20 protein-coding genes are annotated in these 19794 nt (G+C 50.1%); 11 read left to right on the top strand and 9 right to left on the bottom strand.

Annotation, left to right across the window (positions count from 1 at the left end):
* Nucleotides 1-56: 56 nt before the first annotated feature.
* Nucleotides 57-1103, top strand: a complete 1047-nt coding sequence (gene mutY / locus ACZ45B_RS11730) for an A/G-specific adenine glycosylase (RefSeq protein ID WP_029681699.1) — start codon at nt 57-59, stop codon at nt 1101-1103.
* Here mutY and ACZ45B_RS11725 read toward each other — a convergent pair.
* The 4 genes from ACZ45B_RS11725 to ACZ45B_RS11710 all read right to left on the bottom strand — a co-directional run bounded on the left by ACZ45B_RS11725 (nt 1100) and on the right by ACZ45B_RS11710 (nt 5940).
* Nucleotides 1100-1597 carry a YchJ family protein gene (locus tag ACZ45B_RS11725; protein ID WP_024545185.1) on the bottom strand — a complete coding sequence of 166 codons (498 nt, stop codon included), beginning with the start codon at nt 1595-1597 and terminating at the stop codon, nt 1100-1102. The genes mutY and ACZ45B_RS11725 overlap by 4 nt on opposite strands.
* Nucleotides 1598-1650: 53 nt before the next feature.
* Nucleotides 1651-2073, bottom strand: a complete 423-nt coding sequence (locus tag ACZ45B_RS11720) for a hypothetical protein (protein ID WP_236612411.1) — start codon at nt 2071-2073, stop codon at nt 1651-1653.
* Nucleotides 2074-2185: 112 nt separating this feature from the next.
* Nucleotides 2186-3340 carry a hybrid sensor histidine kinase/response regulator gene (locus tag ACZ45B_RS11715; RefSeq protein WP_024545183.1) on the bottom strand — a complete coding sequence of 385 codons (1155 nt, stop codon included), beginning with the start codon at nt 3338-3340 and terminating at the stop codon, nt 2186-2188.
* Nucleotides 3337-5940 (bottom strand): CBS domain-containing protein, encoded by a 2604-nt coding sequence (locus ACZ45B_RS11710; RefSeq protein ID WP_024545182.1) that lies wholly within the window; start codon nt 5938-5940, stop codon nt 3337-3339. Before ACZ45B_RS11710 ends, ACZ45B_RS11715 begins: the two co-directional genes overlap by 4 nt.
* Before the next feature lie 281 nt (nt 5941-6221).
* Here ACZ45B_RS11710 and selD point away from each other — a divergent pair, with 281 nt between their 5' ends.
* Nucleotides 6222-8414, top strand: a complete 2193-nt coding sequence (gene selD, locus ACZ45B_RS11705) for a selenide, water dikinase SelD (RefSeq protein ID WP_024545181.1) — start codon at nt 6222-6224, stop codon at nt 8412-8414.
* A 12-nt stretch (nt 8415-8426) separates the two neighbouring features.
* Here the strand turns inward: selD and ACZ45B_RS11700 are convergent, their stop codons facing one another.
* The gene (locus ACZ45B_RS11700) at nt 8427-9827 is read right to left on the bottom strand and encodes an ABC transporter substrate-binding protein (RefSeq protein ID WP_024545180.1); all 1401 of its coding nucleotides are present in this window, start codon (nt 9825-9827) and stop codon (nt 8427-8429) included.
* Between the two features lie 237 nt (nt 9828-10064).
* On the opposite strand from ACZ45B_RS11700, the gene ACZ45B_RS11695 reads away from it, so the two are divergent.
* From ACZ45B_RS11695 to ACZ45B_RS11665, 7 genes are all read left to right on the top strand, one after another.
* Complete coding sequence (locus ACZ45B_RS11695) at nt 10065-10250, top strand: PCP reductase family protein (RefSeq protein ID WP_024545179.1); 186 nt, start codon at nt 10065-10067, stop codon at nt 10248-10250.
* A 95-nt stretch (nt 10251-10345) separates the two neighbouring features.
* Nucleotides 10346-11023, top strand: coding sequence for an OB-fold-containig protein (locus tag ACZ45B_RS11690; protein ID WP_236612410.1), 678 nt, complete (start codon nt 10346-10348; stop codon nt 11021-11023).
* A gap of 59 nt (nt 11024-11082) precedes the next feature.
* Complete coding sequence (locus tag ACZ45B_RS11685; protein ID WP_024545177.1) at nt 11083-11301, top strand: hypothetical protein; 219 nt, start codon at nt 11083-11085, stop codon at nt 11299-11301.
* A 201-nt stretch (nt 11302-11502) separates the two neighbouring features.
* Nucleotides 11503-12798: an adenylosuccinate lyase gene (purB, locus tag ACZ45B_RS11680; protein ID WP_024545176.1), complete on the top strand. Its 1296-nt coding sequence runs from the start codon at nt 11503-11505 to the stop codon at nt 12796-12798.
* Between the two features lie 220 nt (nt 12799-13018).
* A complete protein-coding gene (locus ACZ45B_RS11675; protein WP_236612409.1) occupies nt 13019-13735 on the top strand; it encodes an EAL domain-containing protein in 717 nt (238 codons plus the stop codon).
* Between the two features lie 172 nt (nt 13736-13907).
* Nucleotides 13908-15038 carry a CobW family GTP-binding protein gene (locus ACZ45B_RS11670; protein ID WP_024545174.1) on the top strand — a complete coding sequence of 377 codons (1131 nt, stop codon included), beginning with the start codon at nt 13908-13910 and terminating at the stop codon, nt 15036-15038.
* Nucleotides 15039-15187: 149 nt separating this feature from the next.
* The gene (locus ACZ45B_RS11665) at nt 15188-15733 is read left to right on the top strand and encodes a tetratricopeptide repeat protein (protein WP_024545173.1); all 546 of its coding nucleotides are present in this window, start codon (nt 15188-15190) and stop codon (nt 15731-15733) included.
* 112 nt (nt 15734-15845) lie between these two features.
* Here ACZ45B_RS11665 and ACZ45B_RS11660 read toward each other — a convergent pair whose 3' ends face one another.
* From ACZ45B_RS11660 to ACZ45B_RS11650, 3 genes are all read right to left on the bottom strand, one after another.
* Nucleotides 15846-16040 (bottom strand): hypothetical protein, encoded by a 195-nt coding sequence (locus tag ACZ45B_RS11660; protein ID WP_024545172.1) that lies wholly within the window; start codon nt 16038-16040, stop codon nt 15846-15848.
* Between the two features lie 535 nt (nt 16041-16575).
* Complete coding sequence (locus tag ACZ45B_RS11655; protein WP_148293408.1) at nt 16576-16779, bottom strand: hypothetical protein; 204 nt, start codon at nt 16777-16779, stop codon at nt 16576-16578.
* Between the two features lie 174 nt (nt 16780-16953).
* Nucleotides 16954-17157 carry a (2Fe-2S)-binding protein gene (locus tag ACZ45B_RS11650; protein WP_024545171.1) on the bottom strand — a complete coding sequence of 68 codons (204 nt, stop codon included), beginning with the start codon at nt 17155-17157 and terminating at the stop codon, nt 16954-16956.
* Between the two features lie 233 nt (nt 17158-17390).
* On the opposite strand from ACZ45B_RS11650, the gene bfr (ACZ45B_RS11645) reads away from it, so the two are divergent.
* Together bfr (ACZ45B_RS11645) and bfr (ACZ45B_RS11640) are read left to right on the top strand one after the other, a co-directional pair.
* Nucleotides 17391-17855 (top strand): bacterioferritin, encoded by a 465-nt coding sequence (bfr, locus tag ACZ45B_RS11645; protein ID WP_024545170.1) that lies wholly within the window; start codon nt 17391-17393, stop codon nt 17853-17855.
* Nucleotides 17856-17925: 70 nt separating this feature from the next.
* Nucleotides 17926-18393 (top strand): bacterioferritin, encoded by a 468-nt coding sequence (gene bfr, locus ACZ45B_RS11640; protein WP_024545169.1) that lies wholly within the window; start codon nt 17926-17928, stop codon nt 18391-18393.
* Between the two features lie 117 nt (nt 18394-18510).
* Here bfr (ACZ45B_RS11640) and ACZ45B_RS11635 read toward each other — a convergent pair whose 3' ends face one another.
* Nucleotides 18511-19512 carry a phosphoribulokinase gene (locus ACZ45B_RS11635; RefSeq protein ID WP_024545168.1) on the bottom strand — a complete coding sequence of 334 codons (1002 nt, stop codon included), beginning with the start codon at nt 19510-19512 and terminating at the stop codon, nt 18511-18513.
* Nucleotides 19513-19794: the final 282 nt, after the last annotated feature.

The raw sequence follows: 19794 nt of genomic DNA, 5'->3' as shown, positions 1-19794 counted from the left end.
TCAAAAGAGCTTCAGTTTTGGCTGAGGCTCTTTTTGTGTTGAGGCTTAGTTTGATCATGGCGATCTGGACAGTAGACAACTTAACGGAAATGCGGCGATCACTCCTTCAATGGTACGCACAGCAGGGACGGACTCTACCCTGGCGCAATGAACCGGATATTTATCGGGTCTGGATCTCAGAAATTATGCTCCAACAGACCCAAGTGAAGACGGTGATTCCCTACTATGAACGTTGGTTAGCACAGTTCCCGACGGTGGCGGCCTTGGCAGCGGCAGATTTACAAACGGTGTTGAAACTCTGGGAAGGCTTGGGATATTACGCCCGGGCGCGGAATCTTCACCAGGCGGCCCAACAGGTTGTGGGAGACTTCGGGGGACAGTTTCCTGAAGATGTCGAAAATATCCTACGCCTTAAAGGAATTGGGCGCACCACGGCGGGGGGCATCCTCAGTTCGGCGCGCAATTTACCTTTGGCAATCCTTGATGGCAATGTAAAGCGGGTTCTGGCACGGCTCATTGCCCTAGAAGTTCCCCCTGCTAAAGCGTTAGATGAGCTATGGGACGTGTCGGAACAACTTCTCGATCGAGACAATTCCCGAGATTTTAACCAGGCACTGATGGATTTGGGGGCGACCCTCTGCACTGTGAAAAAGCCGAATTGTCCCCATTGTCCTTGGCAAAGTTATTGCGCTGCTTACCTCAAACACCGACCGACGGATTTTCCTCGTAGGGCCCCGAAAAAACAAATCCCCACCAAAAAGTTAGTGGCGGCGATCGCCCTTAATTTTGACCAGCAAATTTTCATCCAGCAGCGCCCCCAGGATGGACTTTTGGGGGGACTGTGGGAATTTCCCAATCAGGAAGGGGACATTCAAGCTTTGCTCGCGTACCTATTCCCAGGGGCACAGTACGAACGTAGCTTAAACACCGTTTTCCATGCCTATACCCATTTCAAAATAGAGATTGAACCGCGAATTTATCGGGTCGACCTCACGGGGGCAGGTTGGGTTGAACAGAAGCAATTAAGTCATTATCCATTTTCTAAGGCCCATCTAAAAATTATTGAGCAGTTGCAAGAGCCTCAATTGAACCTATCCCTTTAACGTCGTTTGCCATGGCATTGTTTAAACTTTTTGCCACTGTTGCACCAGCAAGGTTCATTTTTCTTCGGCTGCATAGGTGGCAGAATATCGCCGTCTAGATAAAACCAGCGGCCCTGCTCTCTCACAAATTGCGATCGCTCGTGGAGTTGCCCCACTGTTTTTCCTTCCTGGTAGATGGCGACAAATTCCACCATGCCTGTTTTGTCTTGGGGTTGGCCTGCTGCGGTGGCAAGCACTTTTAAATTCAACCAAAACAGGCTCTGGGCCGTGGCGGCGATTGATTGGCGACTGTCAGCAGTATGGCGACTGGGATGCTCCGTTTTTAGGAGATAGTCCACATCTCGAAAACAATAGGCGGTGTAACGCGATCGCATTAGGGCTTCGGCGGTGGGGGCGGCCAGTTGGCTCTGGAGATAAGGGGTGCAACATTGGGCCAGGGGCTTTTGGCTGCCGCAGGGACAGAATTGGGACGGGCGATCGCCTGAAATAAGCACGGGCAAAATTCAATCAAAAAAGACCATTGGCCAATTTTAAGGGGTTCTCTGCGCTATTCTCCAAAAGCCGTAAGCCAACCCCGGGCGATCGCAAAATTCAGCACCAAAGCGGTGAGGCCAAAAATGCCAAAACTCTCACCACAGGCGGACAAAAAGGGCCAAAAATTTTGGGCGATCGCTGAGCCTGCATCCACCTGGGCAAGACCCCGCACGAGGGTGAAAGCCAAGACCACCCCCCCATTCAGTTGGGGGTTTTTATCCATGCGAATCGCATAACGGTAAGTCAGGGCAAATAGAGCCCCAGAGATTGCCGCGATAAACGCATCATAAATCAATGTCAGGCTGGCAATTCCCCCCAAAAAGCTCAGGGCAATACCATCTAAACCCAGATCAAGAATACGATGGCCCAAGAGGATTATGAAGCCGACCAGCCCCGCCGATACACTCCCTGTCACCGCTACTTTTAAAGATGCCATGCGCTCAGTTGACGTAAAGGGAGAGTTGGTCATTATCGGTAAAAATTGCTTGCGATATTTTTTGTCGTCATAGGGTTTTCTCTAGGCCGTGGCCCTACAGCCACTTACGACCCTAGGGGTGACTTTCTGAGGCTTCTTGTAGCAGTGGCAGACGAAACTCAATGCAGGTGCCCCCCTCTGGAAGCGTGCTAATGTTTAGTGCACCGTCGTACTTGGTGATGATGCTCATCACAATTTTAAGGCCTAAACCTAAACCCTGCTGCTCATACAGTTGACGATTAAACTGCTGAAAAGCCCCCACTTTTTGCACTTCTTCGGGGGTTATACTCCGACCCTGATTTGTGACAGTCATTACAAATTGATCGGCGATCGCCTGACTCACTACTTGGATCGGACTGCCAGCCGACGAAAATTTAAAGGCATTTTCTAACAACTCGGTGATCAGTGTGGTGAAGTCTGCATAGGAGATAACTCCTTGGGCTTCGCCCAGGACGAGCTGCAAATCTTTTGCTCGTTTTTCGCTGTCAGCAATATCTTTCATAATGCTGGCCATGGCGCTCGGCTTCGGACCATCGAGGCCATGGAGAGGAACACGCTCTGGATTTTGGAGATATAGCTCCAGCTTAGTGTAAGTCAGGAACTTTTGTGTGGTTTTGTGGAGTCGCAGGGCTGATTCATAGGTCATCTGGAGAAACACCTGCCGTTCTTCCGCATCCATGGTGGTGTGTTCTTCTAAGAGGAGGCTCAGTCCACCAATGATGCCATTTAAAGGCGTGTTGAGCTCGTGGGGAAAGCTGGCTGCCAAATTGCCTTGGAGCGCTTCGAGGTTCTGCCGGAGCAAATCAATAGTATTGCGTTGGAGCTGGGCCAGTTCACTAATTTGGTCATACTGGGTTTTAATGCGCAGCAGCGAGTGGACCCGCGCTTTGAGCTCTAGGGCACTGACGGGCTTACTGATAAAGTCATCGGCCCCGGCTTCTAGACAACGGGCCAGGTCATATTTGCTAGTGAGGGCAGTCACCATAATAATCGGGATCATCGCCCAGTCTTTGTTGGCTTTGATCTGGGTGCACACTTCAATGCCATCCATGGTCGGCATCATCACATCGAGCAAAATCAGGGCAATGGGAAACATCGCCAGATTTTCGAGAGCCTCTTTGCCACTAGATGCATATTGTAATTCGTAGGTCTGATACCCAAGAAGAGCTTCTACCACATCAAAATTGCGGGGTTCATCATCGACAACTAGGATGATTGGCATGGTCATAGCGGCTCTTGTAGGGCGAGGGTTTCTTGGATTAAGGCGGTTAATTGTTTGAGCCTCATGGGTTTGGCTAGGTAGTTATCGGCCCCAGCAGCCAGACATTTTTCGGCATCCCCAGGCATAACAAGGGCGGTTACGGCAATAATTGGGGTCTGGGCCAGCTGGCGATCGCCTAATTTTCTGATGCATTGGATAGCCGTAAGGCCGTCTAAAACAGGCATTTGCACATCCATTAAGATAATATCGGGTCGCTCGACGAGGAGTAAATCTATAGCTTCCTGGCCATTGCGAGCAATAATCACCTGGCAGCCCCTGGCCGTCAGATAGCGTGCCGTTGTGAGAATGTTGGCTTCATTATCCTCTGTTAAGAGCACGCGGCAGCCTTGTAGATCAGGTGGCACCACGGCTAGATCTAGGGGGTTTGCCGCCGTTGGATGGGGCTTATCTGGCGGCAACTCAGTATTCAGTTCAAGGCTCCACTGGGGATTATTCAGGAGGTTATGGCAGGGCAAACGAAAAGAAAAACAACTACCCACTCCCAGTTGACTGGTGACTTGAACGGTTCCCCCGTGGAGTTCGACTAATTTTTTCACAAGTGCTAAGCCCAAGCCCGTGCCGCTGTATTGGCGATTGAGGTCGCTGTCGACTTGGACGAAAGGCTGGAACAGACGCGTTAAATTATCTGGGGTAATGCCGATGCCCGTATCGCGCACCCGAAAATCTAGCTCGTATCGAGGTAGGGCATCGGTTGCTTCGGAGGGGATGGCTTTAAGACTCACTTCGAGGCTAACGGTTCCCTGGGGAGGAGTGAATTTGATCGCGTTACTGAGCAAGTTGATCAACACTTGACGGATGCGACGTTCATCGATGAACAGCTTGGGGAGATAGGCGGAAATATCGGTGTGGAGTCGAATTTGTTTTTCCTGGGCCTGGTGACGTACAAAGACAAGGCTGGATTCACAGAGATCGGCGATCGCCGTGGCTTCGCAGTGAAATTCGAGGCGATCGGCTTCAATTTTTGCTAGATCGAGGATGTCGTTAATCAACGCTAAAAGGTGATGGCCACTGGCTTCAATGGTCTGAACGGACCGATATTGACGTTCTTGGAGGGGGCCATACACTTCTTCTTTGAGAGCTTCGGCCATGCCAAGGATCGCATTCAGGGGCGTCCGCAGCTCATGACTCATGTTGGCGAGAAATTCATCCTTGAGACGGGTGGCCCTGGCCAGGGCGAGGTTTGTGGCCTGGAGTTGGTCTTCGTAGGTTTTGCGTTGGGTCATATCTTGGGCAATGCCCGCAATTCCGAGGATCTGGCCGTCTGCGTCTTGGAGGGGGGCAAGGGATAAACGTACGGTTTTACGATCGCCAGCCTGGGTGATATAGGTCCACTCCCGATCCTGCTCCCCTTCTTTAATACAGAGGATCTGGAAAACCTCAATGGTGGCGCTCACAGGGCGCTGGAGAGTTTGACTCAATTCTTCGGCGATCGCCGCCACCTCTGCTGGGTCATGGAATAAAAGTGGCGTTTGTTTGCCGACAATTTCTTCTGGGTCATACCCTAACATCGCGGCAGCGCCTCGATTGAAGGTTTGAATGAGGCCCGTTGGATCGATAGAAATAATCGCAAAGTGCGTGCTGTCGAGAATGCGTTGTTGGAGATGACTGACCCGTTGTAGTTCTTGGGTCCGGCTGGTAACCGCTGCTTCGAGGTTTGTGACCCGCTGCTGCAAAGTTTCTGCCCATCGGTATAGCTCTAGGGGATTCACCGCTCGAATGAGATCCGTAGCAGTGATAATGCCGCATAAATTTTGGTGGTCGTCTACCACCACCACCTGATGAGTGCCGTGGCGATCAATCAGCTGTTGAATACTCCAGAGCGAATCTCTGGGCCGCGCAAAAAATGGGAGTGGGTTCATTACCTCCCTGGCTTGGTAAAGCTCTGGATCAAGGTTGAGGGCACGGCACTGCACAAGATCTCGTTCGGTAATCAGGCCAATAGGCACCACCGGGACAGTTGCTTCGGTCGCCTCGGTAACGACCACTGAGCCAACCTGCCGTTCGGTTAGGCATTGGATCACTTCGGCCAGGGGGGTCGTCGCCAGAACTGTACTCACCTGGGTCGTCATCACCTCAGCGACGGAACGCATGCGCAACAGATCGGTGGGTTCGGCTCCATGGAGGAGTCCCTCCTGGGTTAAGAGGCCCATGAGTTTACCCTGACGATCCAGGATCGGGAGGTGGCGCATATTTGTCTCTTGAAAAACCCAGGCGATCGCCCCAAAGTTCGTCAAGCAATCCTCTTGGAGAGTACTCACCGGGGACTGCATCACCGCCGCCACAGTCAAAGTTTCCGCCCAGCCTGGTTCAAAACTCAGGCGTAAAATGTGTCGGTCTGTCAAAATACCCACCAATTGACCCCGTTCGACCACCAGGACACAACTGGCCCGACCCGCCGCTTCAATTTTGGCCACAGCCGTCGCCCCGAGCTCACAACTGACTTGGACTGCCTGCATTTGGGCGATCGCCTCTACCAGGGGACAATTCACCTCAACCACAAGGGGATCGCGAATGATGGCCAACGACAGGTTAGGGGAAATGGACATGGGGTTTAGGGCGAACAACGGCGGGAAAATATTTCATCTGGGCGCACACCAGACAATAAGGGGTGTTAAATTCAGGATATTTCACCCAGAAACTGGCGTTGTGAGCGATGTCACATTTATTTTAATTTGTTCGAATTTCCTTTTTTCTTGGGTGATTAAGCCCTAGAGACGAACCTAAAAAGAGAGTTGTTTTACCGGAAACAAGGTTGGGCACTGGGGTGATGGATCGTGATTTTTTCCTTTAAGTTTGGCAAATTTTTAAGACAAATTTTTAAAAACCTATGACCGATGTTGTTTTTGTGGGAGGTGGTCACAGCCATGCGATCGCCTTAAAAATGTGGGGAATGAATCCCCTTCCGGAGGCTCGTCTCACCTTGATCAGTGACGTTACCGATACTCCCTACTCTGGGATGTTACCGGGCTATGTGGCGGGTTTTTATAATTATGCTGAAACCCACATTGATCTGCGCCGTTTAGCTACTTTTGCCCGGGCAGATTTTCTCAAAGATCGGGCGATCGCCCTCGATTTAAACCAAAAAATCATCCATTGCCAGCACCGTCCCCCTATACGTTTCGATTACCTTTCCCTAGACATTGGCAGTACCCCGAACATTGAAACTATCCCTGGTGTCGCAGAATACGCCGTTCCTGCCAAGCCCGTGCCCCAATTTCTCAACGCCTGGCAGCAAATTCTGAAAACCGCCAAGGAGCACCCGGATCAAACCCAAGACATCATCATTGTCGGCGGTGGCGCTGGGGGTACAGAACTGGCCTTCAATATTCACCATGCCCTCAGCCAATGGTTAACGAATCCCGCCTCCCTCACTTTGCACCTCGTCCACCGGGGTTCCCAGTTGATGGAAACCAACCAAAATCCCCAGGTCAGTCGCCAGGCAATGCAGCTCTTACAAAAACGGGGCATTCATGTGCATCTCCAGGAAACGGTCACCGCCGTGACGCCGACAGGATTGCGATGCGCCGCGGGCTTAGAACTCAGGGGCAAAGTCATTTGGGTCACCCAAGCCTCAGCACCAACTTGGCTGCAGGCAAGTGGTCTACAAACCGATGACCAGGGCTTTGTGGTGGTAGATCCAACCTTGCGATCGCCCTCCCATCCTTTTGTGTTTGCCGCCGGAGATATTGCCACCATCGCAAACCATCCCCGGCCAAAGGCAGGCGTTTTTGCGGTGCGCCAAGGCAAGCCCCTCTTTGAAAATCTACAACGTACCCTCAAGGGGAAACCCCTTATTTGTCATAGACCCCAAAAACGCTACCTAGCACTGATTGGGACTGGAGATCAGCAAGCCTTTGCTACCCGGGGAAAATTGAGTTGGCGATCGCCTCTGCTCTGGCGTTGGAAAGATCATATTGACCGGCAATTTATGGCCCAATTTCAAGACTTGACACCGCTAAAGCCAATGGGCTCCCCAATGGGGGCAACGCCGAAAATGTATTGTGCCGGCTGCGGAGCGAAGGTGGGCAAAAGTGTTTTGAGCAGCAGTCTGGGCAGCTTGAGCGTACCCAAACATCCAGATGTTCTCCTTGGCCTTGATGCCCCCGATGATGCGGCGGTGATCCAGCTCCCCCCGGATCAGCTTTTGGTGCAAACGGTGGATTATTTTCCGAGCCTGCTGAATGATCCTTTTTTACTCGGGCAAATCGTTACTCACCACTGCCTTAGTGACCTCTACGCCATGGGGGCAACCCCCCATAGTGTCTTGGTTTTGGCAACACTCCCCCACGGAAAAGCAGCGGTACAACAGGGTCTTTTGGCACAACTTTTGGCCGGGGTATTAGCTGTTTTGAACGTCCAAAAAATTGCTCTGATTGGTGGCCATACCAATGAGGGCGATCGCCTTGGCTTAGGACTCACCTGCAACGGTCTATTGCAAAAAGATGCAATTTGGCGCAAAACAGCGCTTCAAGCAGATCAAGTCTTTATTTTGACAAAATCTTTGGGTACAGGTACGCTTTTTGCCGCAGAAATGCAAGGAAAAGCCCGGGGCAGCTGGATCGATGGGGCGATCGCCTCAATGCAACAATCCAATCAACGGGCAGCGGCAATCCTCCGGCAACATGGGGCCACCGCCTGCACCGATGTGACGGGCTTTGGGCTGGCGGGTCACCTATTGGAGATGCTCCAGCCCTCAGGTCTATGTGCCGAACTTGATATAGAAAAATTGCCCCTATTGCCAGGGGCCAGAGAAACCCTCCAAGGGGGATTTATCAGTTCCCTCGCCCCCCAAAACCACACCGCAGAGCAGGCAATTCAAGTGGACATGGAGCGGCGGGAACAGCCTTGGTATGAAATCCTTTTTGATCCCCAGACGTCTGGGGGACTGTTGGCGGCGATCGCCCCCGAAGAAGCCCAAGCCTGTCTTGGCAAGTTGCACCAAGCGGGTTACACCGAAAGTGCCGTCATTGGCCGGACGATCGCCACAGCTCAAATGTCTGGCCAAATTATTGTGATATGACATCCACCAAAACTAGCGCACGGGCACAAAGTCATAGCCAAAGCCTGACCGCTCCCCGGCCTGGACGGTGACCATCTCCATGGGCTGGTTGCGATCGCCCGAGGGTAAAAATTGAATCGTTTGGGCTGCCCCAGGGGCCGAAAAGCCTGGATTAGCGAGGGCGGCTTGGACAGCGGTGCGGTCTGGGGTTGGACTCTGACGAATCCCTGTAAACAGGGCGATCGCCGCATCATAGCTCAGGGCCGTCCGCCAATTCACATCACCCCCCCAGAGGGCGCGGGATACTTGGGGAAACGCGGTGTTCGGGTGGCTGAGGATATGCCAGGGAATCGCCACCACCATTCCCGCCGCATCCCGGCCGCCAATTTGTAAAATTTCTGGCTTGTAGAGGCTATCACCGGCGACGATCGGTAATTCTTCGCGGTTGACCTGGATAACTTGGAGTGCTTGATTTAAGGTCGGGGTATCGGTAACGAGGGCGATCGCCGTAGCGCCCTCGGCCTTGGCCGCATTCAGGGTTTGGGCGCTGTTAAATCCCCCCTGGCTCACATCCACCTCGGCCACCACATTGCCCCCCCGGGTAAACAGCTCTGTGGTGAGACTGTCCTTGAGGGAATTGCTATAGCCACTGGCACTGTTATAAAACACCACCACCTGGCGCTGGTTGAGGCGATCGAGTAAATAGTTGGCGAGGGCCGTCCCTGTGAAGCGATCGCTGGGCACTGTGCGAAAAATATAATCGCCTACTGTGGAGAGGGAAATCGCAGTACTAGTAGGAGAAATCATCACCAACCCCCGATCTTCATAGACCTGGGCCGCGGCTAAACTGGTATCGCTTCCGAAGTGACCAATCACTCCCAGAATATCCCCTTGGGCGGCTAGGGACTGGGCAATCTGGGTGGCGATCGCCGGATCCCCATCGTCGTCGGCAATCATCACCAGAAATCCTTCGCCACCGTCGAGGGCTTCTTTCTGGGCTTGGGCAACCCCCCGCAGCAATTCCTTCGCGCTATTGGTTTCGAGATCCACCGGCATCGAGACCACCACGGCGATCGCCCGGGGATTTGGCGTCTGTTGGCGAATTTTTGCATTGTTGAGGTAAATCAAGGTTTCAGGATCATTGGGATGTGCTTGGAGAGAAGCCTGGAACAACTGCACCGCCATGGCAAAATCCCCTTGGCCATAGGCGGTGATCGCCTGTTCTTTTTCTGGGTGGCGATCGCTGATTAACAGTAACCGCTCCCCTCGACTGAGACGATCCGCCGTCTCCCCTTGGCCTCCAAGATCCCCCAGGATATCTGGCAATTGGAGCGATTGATTTTGGTTGAGGAACCACCAGCCCCCCGCCCCCAAAAGTCCGAGGGTAATCACGAATGCCCCTAACAATGCTGCCGTATCATTCTTCCCCGCCATGGATAATTACCTTTCCTTGCCATAAATATTCCTACTTGTGATTGTGCCGAAAAATAGAGCAAAGACACTATTCTTCTACCCAAAAAACCACAAAACTTTGTGGTCAAGGCCGTTGCTTTGGTGCTGAGAGAGATTGGGCTGTAACGTTTCAGAGTTTAACGAAATGGCTGCTTCGAGCTTCTGAAGACCATAGATTCTTGCTATTATCGGAAAATCCCTGCCCCAAGGCACTGTGCCATGAATTACCCAAATTTTTCTGAAGAAATTCCCTGGACGGAAGAAGCCAAAATAAAGTACAAAAATATTCCTTTTTATGCCCGTTCCCAGGCCCGTCAAACCATCGAGGAACTGGCCCGGACCGAGGAAGTCGAGGAAATCACTGCCGAGTTGGTGATGCGGGCCCAACAGAAGTTTGGCAAGTAGTCTTTTTTCAGTTGGGATTAGGCGATCGCCTCAAATATCCTTTGCTGCTGGAGAGCATTTATGTCCATCTGCCATCTACCTCACTTGGATCATGCATGTCGATGATTTTTGATTTGTCGAACTTGGGCTATTGGGTGCTCCTGGGGAGCGGCATGCTCCTTTATCTAGTTGTCATTTTCTCTGGGGGAGGAGATGACGATATGGATGCTGACATCGATGGGGACTTAGACAGCGATGTGGACGGAGAAGTCACTGGCGGCGGTTCTGGCCTCTGGTCGGTGCTGTCTTGGTTTGGCTTTGGGCAAGCGCCATTGATGTTGTTACTGGCCACGGATTTGAGCCTGTGGGGTCTGTTTGGTTGGATGTTCAATGCGGCCCTACAAACCCCGACGGGACTACTCAGCGTTTTTGTTTTCTTGGGCAGTGGGGCGATCGCCTTTTGGATTGGTCGTCTCCTGGCTAGGCCCCTCGGAAAAATTTTTGCTTCGTTTGGGGAAGATGCCAGTGGCGATCGCCTAGTCGGTTGTGTGGCCGTTGTCACATCAAAAAATTTACCCCACTATACCGAGGGAAAAATTGGCCAGGCCGATGTGTATGATGCGGCCCACAATTTTGTGACTATCCAGGTGAGCTTGCCCCACTGGGCCCAGGTCACCCCTGCCTATGGCGATAAGATTCTCATTGTCGACCGCACCGAACATAGTTATTTGGCGATCGCCAAAGACAGTTCTGATGAAGACCGCTGGCTGGCCGACCCCCACAGGCAACCCTAATCTTTTGCTGCCATGGCATAATGCCAGTCCTGAGCAAATCCCCCGGAGAGCGAACACCCATGACCGTCGAAATCATCACCATTGTGGCCGCCTTGATTATCTCTTGGCTTGTGTTTACAGCTTTTATCAAAATTGTTAAAACCAGCGTACAGACTGCGATCACCATTGCTGCGATCGTCCTTCTACTCCAACTCATTTTCGGGATTCGCTCCAGCCAAGTGATTGAACAAATTATTGAATTGCCCCGCATCATCGGCGACTGGTTTAGTGGCCGCTAGATTGGCCTATGGCGAATGTTCTAACCCCAAGCTCTGGCCCAAAACCCCAGGGGCAATGTGGGATGAAAGAACTGAGGCATCTCCCCCCTTCGGTCGTCCTGCCCCAGGCGATCGCCTCTGGATAACTCTGACCAAAAACAATTGTCACAATTTGAACAACCCCTAGTAGAATAGCTAGGTTGTATTTCTGCGGCACATCTCGTGATTGAACGTTATACCCTCCCCGAAATGGGGAATCTCTGGACAAATGAAGCAAAGCTCAAGGCCTGGCTCAAAGTTGAAGTCGCCGTTTGTGAAGCCCAAGCAGAGTTAGGGTATATCCCCGAGGATGCCGTCGCAGAAATCAAAGCCAAAGCCCAGTTTGACGAAGCCCGGGTCTTGGAAATTGAAAAAGAAGTCCGCCATGATGTCATTGCTTTTTTGACGAATGTCAATGAATACGTCGGTGATGCAGGCCGGTATATCCACCTGGGCATGACCAGTTCCGATGTGTTGGACACCGCCCTCGCGCTGCAAATGGTGGACAGTATGGATTTGATTTTGACCTGTGTTGAGGATTTAATCCAGGCAATCCGTTACCAAGCCCAACAGCACCGTTATACCGTCATGGTCGGCCGCTCCCATGGGATCCATGCCGAACCGATGACCTTTGGATTCAAGCTGGCCGGTTGGCTTGCAGAAATGCTCCGTAACCGCGATCGCCTGGTGGCTGTGCGCAAAGAGATTGCCGTGGGCCAAATCTCTGGCGCAGTGGGGACCTATGCCAATATCGAACCCCGCGTCGAAGCCCTCGCCTGCCAGAAACTGGGCCTTGATCCGGATACCGCCTCCACCCAGGTGATTTCCCGCGATCGCCATGCCAACTACATGAACCAATTGGCCGTATTAGCAGCGAGTATCGAGCGCTTTGCCGTAGAAATCCGCAATCTCCAACGCACCGATGTTCTAGAAGTCGAAGAATATTTCTCTAAGGGCCAAAAAGGCTCCTCGGCGATGCCCCACAAGCGGAACCCGATTCGTTCTGAGCGTTTGACAGGAATGGCCCGTCTGGTGCGAGGGAATGCCATGGCTGCCCTCGAAAACGTCGCCCTCTGGCACGAGCGGGATATTTCTCACAGCTCTGTCGAGCGGGTCGCTCTCCCTGACAGCTGCATTCTGGTGCATTTCATGCTCCGGGAAACCATTAGCTTGGTGAAGAATCTGCTGGTTTACCCCGAAAACATGGAACGCAATATGAATGTCTATGGCGGGGTGATCTTCAGTCAGCGGGTCTTGCTTGCCCTCGTTGAAAAGGGTTTAACCCGCGAAGATGCCTACCGGCTCGTCCAGGGTTGTGCCCACAGCGCCTGGAATACGGAGGGAGGAAATTTCCGCGCTAATGTGGAGCAGGATGCAGAAATCACCCAGCATCTTTCTGCCACAGAAATCGCCGCCTGCTTTGATCCCCAGTTCCAACTACGCCACCTCGACCAAGTCTATCAACGGCTCGGTATCTAAATATTCACAACGAGCGTCCGGGGCGATCGCCTTTTTTGCACTAAGATCCAAGAAAGGCGATTTTTTGTAGTGTTTTGCCTAACTTTCAACATTTATCCAGATCACTTTAAACCAACAGCGTTACCGATGTTGCGACTAAACTACTTTGGAGGCTTTAAAAGACAGGCGTATGACATGTAGAGACTGCGGTGACCTAAGTAAGTTAGGTTTTGATTTCACAATGGCATTCCAACCCATTGTCAATCTCAGAACCCAAGAAATTTTTGCCCATGAAGCCCTCGCGCGGGGGTTGAATAATGAGCCAGCTGGGACAATCTTTCAAAACATTAACGATACTAACCGTTACCTATTCGATCAATCCTGTCGTACAAAAGCCATTCGCCTTGCCGCTGAACTACAAATTCCTTGCTTTTTAAGTATTAACTTTTTACCTAATGCAGTATATGAACCAGAACGCTGCATTCGCACGACCCTAGAAGCTGCAGAGACCTATGGTTTTCCCATCGAACGCATTATCTTTGAGATCACAGAAGGCGAAAAAGTTTCTGATTTGATGCACCTACGCAACATTGTTGAATATTATCGGGCACGGGGTTTCAAAACGGCGATCGACGATTTTGGGGCTGGCTATGCTGGGTTAAACCTTTTGTCAGAAATTCAAACCGATATTATTAAGTTAGATATGGCCCTGATCCGGGGGATTGATCAAGATAAAGTTCGTCAGGCGATCGTGAAAGGCGTACTCCAGGTAGCTGAAGAATTATCCAGTATTATCATCGCAGAAGGCATTGAAACCAAAACAGAATTGAATATTTTATTAGACTTAGGTATTGAACTTTTCCAAGGATTTTATTTCGCGAAACCTGCATTTCAGTCCTTAGCAACAATTCCTACCGATAAACTGCATAGTATGTCTTTTCCCCCAAGTACTACCTAATTGATTTGAGCTATTTCTAGAAAAAATTTATCTGTGCTCCCGCGCCATTCCTTGATCTTTTTTAGCGATCGTTTTCGACTGGGTGATCCTGAAATTTGCCCAATGCCTATCTGCTTAAATTACTGTGTAAGATAGTAAAAAGTTACTTCGAGCGAATAAGGTAAAGTCTGCTATGCCCACAGTCAGTCATCAAACCCAAAACCCTGACACATCAGCCACAAATTCATCAGGGATTCCTGTCACGATCATCACCGGATTTTTGGGTAGTGGTAAAACGACTCTGTTAAATCATATCCTTACCAATCAAGAGGGTCTTAAAACCGCCGTACTAGTCAATGAATTTGGCGAAATTGGCATTGACAATGAATTGATTGTCACCACCGACGAGAACATGGTGGAACTGAGTAACGGCTGTGTGTGCTGCACAATCAACGAAGACCTGGTTGATGCTGTTCATAAAATCCTTGATCGGGATGAAAAAGTTGACTACATCGTTGTAGAAACAACCGGATTAGCAGATCCACTCCCCGTTGCCTTAACTTTTTTAGGAACAGAATTGCGGGATATGACGCGGCTCGATTCTATTGTAACTACGGTAGACTGCGCGAACTTTAGCCTAGATCTATTCAATAGTGAAGCGGCCTATAGCCAAATTGCCTATGGGGATATTATTCTCCTGAACAAAACAGATTTGGTGGAAGAGGCAGAGGTTGATGCTCTAGAGGTCAGAATCCGCGATATTAAAGAAGGGGCTAGACTGCTTCGGACACAAAATTCTGCTGTTCCCCTGGGATTACTCCTGAGTGTGGGACTGTTTGAGTCGGATAAATATTTTGATAGTGCTGATTCCCACGCCCATCACCACCACGATCATCATGACCACAGCCATGACCATGGACACCATGACCATGTGTGTACCCCAGAATGCGACCATGATCATGATCATGGCCACCATCACCATCACTCTAATCATTTAGAAAATGATGGGTTTATGTCTATTTCTTTCCAGAATGATCAACCCTTTGCCATTCGCAAGTTTCAGTATTTCTTGGACAACCAGCTGCCAGTGAATGTCTTTCGGGCGAAGGGAATTCTTTGGTTTGATGAAAGCCCACTCCGTCATGTGTTCCACCTCAGTGGTAAACGCTTTACCATTGACGATTCGGAATGGAAACCAGGGGAAGTGAAGAAGAATCAGTTGGTTCTCATCGGCCAAAATCTCGACGAAGAAACCCTACGACAACAGGTAGAAAATTGCTTCTGTCTCCCTTCTGAGAACCGTGGGAAGGGCTTTGGGGCCTAGGCTGATTGTCGGTAATAGCTAAATTTTTCAATTGTGAGGGAGTCGGTTGTGTTTTGAGCCTGACTCTCTTTTTTATTGGAAATGGATGGAATGATCCTGTCGATAAGCGTCAAGATTACTGGAATTTGCCGCTAAGATGGAAGAATTCTATGTCTGTCAGTGCTGCTTTTCTTGGGTTAAATTTTTTTATGCGATCGCCCGCCTCTCCTCGGACCGTAACATTTCCCTTTTGGTTAACCCTCTGTGTGCTTTTGAGCTTAGGAACAGTGGGTGTTTTGGGGACAGTGCCAGCTTTTGGCCAGGGGCGTAAGCAGAACGCGGAACAAAAACTGCTCCAGCGCAAGGACGCCGAACGTCATACGGCCCAAGCCCAGCAAGCCCAACACATGGGACAACTGGAAACAGCGATTTTCCACTGGCACCAGGCTGAAGCAATTTATCGTCATCTCCGGGATTGGGAGCAGCTTAACTTGAGCCTTACTGCCCTGGCCGATCTTCATTTGCGCCAAAATAACCTGCTTGCTAGTGAAACTGTTCTACGACAGCAGTTGCGTTTGGCCCGTGAGCGTCAAGATCAAGGTATGGAAATTCGTGTTTTAAATGAATTGGGGCTGATCTTCGAACAACAAGATCAACCCCACATTGCCCAAGCAATCTTTGCCGATGCTCAGGCGATCGCCGCGACCCAGTTTTAGGGTGGAGACTGCTTTGGGGGACTTGCTTCCAGAGGCACAAACCCGAGGCAAGCCGCAAACATAAAGTACAAAAAATCAATCATCGTTAACTTTCTCCAAAAAAATACCAAATCTAATGCCCAAATCCAGGCACAATACTCGATGGCTCAACTAAGGCTTGGTGGCAACTGAGAGTTGCAGCGTAGTATTGCGAAAAATTAGGCGTGGCTGCCATCGCCATGGGCCCATGGTCTTGATCGAGGGGGTAACTGTCCTGGCGTAGTCGTTGGGCAATGGGTGTAACCCCACAAGAATGGATGATTTTCATCTTTCTTTACTGCAAAATCTTTCTATTTGTCTTAGGTGAAGTTTATCGACACTTAAGTCAGGAGTCAATAGTATTAAAAATATTTCTCAATAGAAAGGCCATGCCAGCTAGGCGCTTCTCAGTTTTGTCATTGCTTGGGCGATCGCCCCCTGGAACTCCCGATTAAGAGGTTCAGCGATTTGAACATCAAGAATTTCGCTGTAGAGGGGTTATTTCCAGGAGCCTGAATATTCAACTATTTCAACAATTTGAGCATTGTGGCGATCGCCGTCATGTAGAAAAGATGGTTCATCGCCCAGAGGATAAACTTGGGTGCTTGCAATGCGTGGCGGTTCCCAAAGATAGCAAAAGCCCTATGAATAGACTGGATTGAGGCCTGTAGTATCTTTCGAATTTTGGAGAGGCTGGGGCTGCCTTGGTCAAATTACAGGTGTTGTTCAAGGCAGTCTTAATTAAGAATTACTAGCATATATGCAGGCCGCAGTAGACTAAAGCTCTTGCTCTAGTTTCTCAGTAATTTTTCTCTGATCTGTTGTTAGGAAATGATCAAATAGTTCCATGCAGTCATACCCGGCAATGTCACCTTAGGGAAGATGAACCAGATGTCTGTCCGGCACAGAATGCCACCATGGAAATATAAGAGCTGGGAGCGTCCGTCGGCATTGTGAAAAATTACCCGGAGGCGATCGCCCCTACAAAATTTACCGTCTGCACCAACGACTTGGGCAGAAACGGCCACCCCAGATCTCCATCAGCTTGTTTTGTTTACAATCTTTGTCTGGCCCATTTCCTCGGAGTCCAAGTTACCCCTACAAAACTTTTTATCGGTATGGGGGCCATGTCGGTAAATTTAAGCTTTTTTCTAGAGTATCAGCCTTTAAATAGAATAACTTGCAAAAAAAACGGCCACTTTTTAGACCGATGTAGTGCCATAGGACTGCTTGCCGCAGCCTTGTTCAGCTTGGGCTTGGAGAAGTTGAGCTGCGTATTCGATACAGGTACCGCAGTCCATCCCCACCCCCATCACCGCCGATAGTTCTTTCATTGAGCAGTTTTGTTGCTCCATCACTTGGCGGATCTGCTTTTCAGTAATGCCACGGCAAAGGCAAACATACATGGTGATTTTTTGGTGAAAAGTAGTGTGTAAAGTTGTTGTCTCCTACTATGACCGATCTGGGCAGTTATTGCAAGAGATTCTCAGTCCTTTGGGCCTACCCCATTACGGGAAAAAGTTCAAAAAATACGATTTTTTGAGCAAACTGCCCCAAGATCAAAAACTGCCCTAAGCTGGATATATCAAAGTTCTATGGCCCACTTAGGGATGACTACTGCGGAGTGGAATAAAGCAATATGCAGGGAAAATCGAGCATCAAAACCCAACTGAATGCGGCTTTAAAGTCGCAGCTCACTGCCATTAACCAATTTTTTCTCCATGCGAGGATGGCGAAAAATTGGGGCCTGGAACAGCTCAATGGCCAGGAATATAAATATTCCATCAAGGCAATGAAACAGGCTGATCGCCTCATTGAGCGGATTCTTTTTTTAGAAGGACTACCCAACCTCCAGAGTCTTGGTAAGTTGATGATTGGCGAAGATGTGCCAGAAATGATTGCCAATGAGCTGACAATGGCGATCACCATTCGTACAGAATTAGGAGCGGCCATTCAACTGTGTGAACAGAAACAAGATTATGTCAGCCGGGATCTATTGACGGAACTTTTGGAGGAGACGGAGTCTCAGATCGACTGGTTTGAATCTCAGCAATGGCTGATCGAAAACTCTGGCCTCGAAAACTACCTACAATCGATGATGTAGCAATGGCGGCGGTGAGGCGATCGCCCAAACAAATTTTGACCACTTTATTGAGAGTAGAGAATACTGAATTATGAAAGGTAGCCCCAAGGTTTTAGAGCAACTCCATAAACTACTAGAAAACGAACTAGCCGCCCGGGATCAATACTTCACCCATTCGCGGATGTACCTAGACTGGGGACTGACAAAGCTCTATGAACGCATTGACCACGAGATGCAGGACGAAACAGGCCATGCATCCAAGCTCATTGAACGGATTCTCTTTTTGGAAGGGAGCCCGGATCTGTCGAAGAAAGATAGCTTAAACATCGGCAAGACAGTGCCAGAAATGCTCCAAAACGATCTCAAGTATGAATATAAAGTCATTGCGGATCTCAAGGAGGCGATCGCCATTTGTGAAACCGAGCAAGATTATCAAACCCGCGATATCCTCCGCCAGATGCTCGCTGACACCGAAGAAGATCATGCCCACTGGTTAGAGCAGCAATTGGGACTCATTGAAAAAATTGGCCTGCAAAATTATTTGCAATCTCAGATGTAAACGCATCTCGCCATGATTCTCTCGATCATTTTCGACACAACAAAAAAGGGAGGCGATCGCCTCCCTTTTTTGTCTGGGTTGACCATGGTCAACCCCTTATATTTTGAGCCCGTGAGATTAGACGCTTGCGGCGATCGCCCCCTGAGCACTGGTGATATATTCATAGGTCTGACGCATCTTCAGGCCGACGAGCACCTGGAAGAGCCCCGTACCATTGTCAGAACCAGGATAATCCTTGTGCTTTAGGAGCAGCTCAGTCATCTCGCCATAATATTTTGTGCCAGTTTTACTGAGGTGACTTTCGATGTAGATCATTTCCTCAAGGTTATCAAACTTCCCGTCCACTTCCAGGACAGAAACTTCGTTACCGAAATAGCTATCCGGGCCATAGGCCAACTTGATCCCAGGATAATTACAAGTCAACTTCCGGCCACAGGGACGCCAGTGGATGGTCGAACCCTCATCAAATAGATAAGCAGGCTCAAACCCAGTGACACCCTCTTTTTGGATCAGGCGTACCCGGAGATACTTTCCTTCTTTGTCGTCGACTAGTTCTGTGGGCAGCACTTGAATCACCACATCAGCAAATTGTCGCTGGGGCTCAATGTAGGCGCTAAAATCAGGCTTCCGGGCATTGATCGACGCCAGAATATCTTCGTAGGTATGGCCTCGTTCTGCCATATCTCGTTGAATCTTCCACTGGATCTTCACTTCGTCGCTGATGTCTAAGTAAACACTGAAGTCGACCAGTTCCCGTACCCGGGCATCGTAGAGGGGGTGCAACCCTTCGATGACGATGACTTTGTTGGGTTTAATTTGCTCGGGAGGATCAATTTCGCCTGTTTCATGGTTGTAGATGGGCTTGTTGATCACTTTGCCGTTTTTGAGATCACGGATTTGCTCGGCCATGAGGTCGAAGTTGTTTGCCTTCGGGTCGAGGGCGGTGACCCCCGCTTCCTTACGCCCTTTGCGATCAAGGCTGTGGTAGTCATCGAGACAGATGACCGTCATAAATTCTTCGCCGAACAGATCGGTGAGTCGACGTAAAAAGGTAGATTTTCCGCAACCGGAGTCCCCGGCAACACCAATAATCACTACACGCTCTGTCTGACTGGTCATAAATTTCCTCTGGGTCTGCAAATTTTATGTTTTTTAAACTCATCCGTTATCTATGGCGGGAATTCGTGACGAATGAGTCGGTAGGCAAAACGTTGGCCGATGGGCCACCTTAGTTTTGTCTGCCTGTCACCCCGAAGGCGATCGCCTAGATAAACTTGGTCGGTACAAAAATAGGGCGTTTGTTAATTTTGGAGCTCATTATACAACGGCACTGTCATTTAACCATGGCCCCTCCGCCGATGGGCGCAAATGTAGCGTTTGTTTGCGCGGCAACGCCAGCGC

This window comes from Picosynechococcus sp. NKBG15041c, assembly GCF_055380235.1.
The sequence above is the reverse complement of the archived record's forward strand: the minus strand, read 5'-3'. Positions and strand labels throughout refer to the sequence as shown.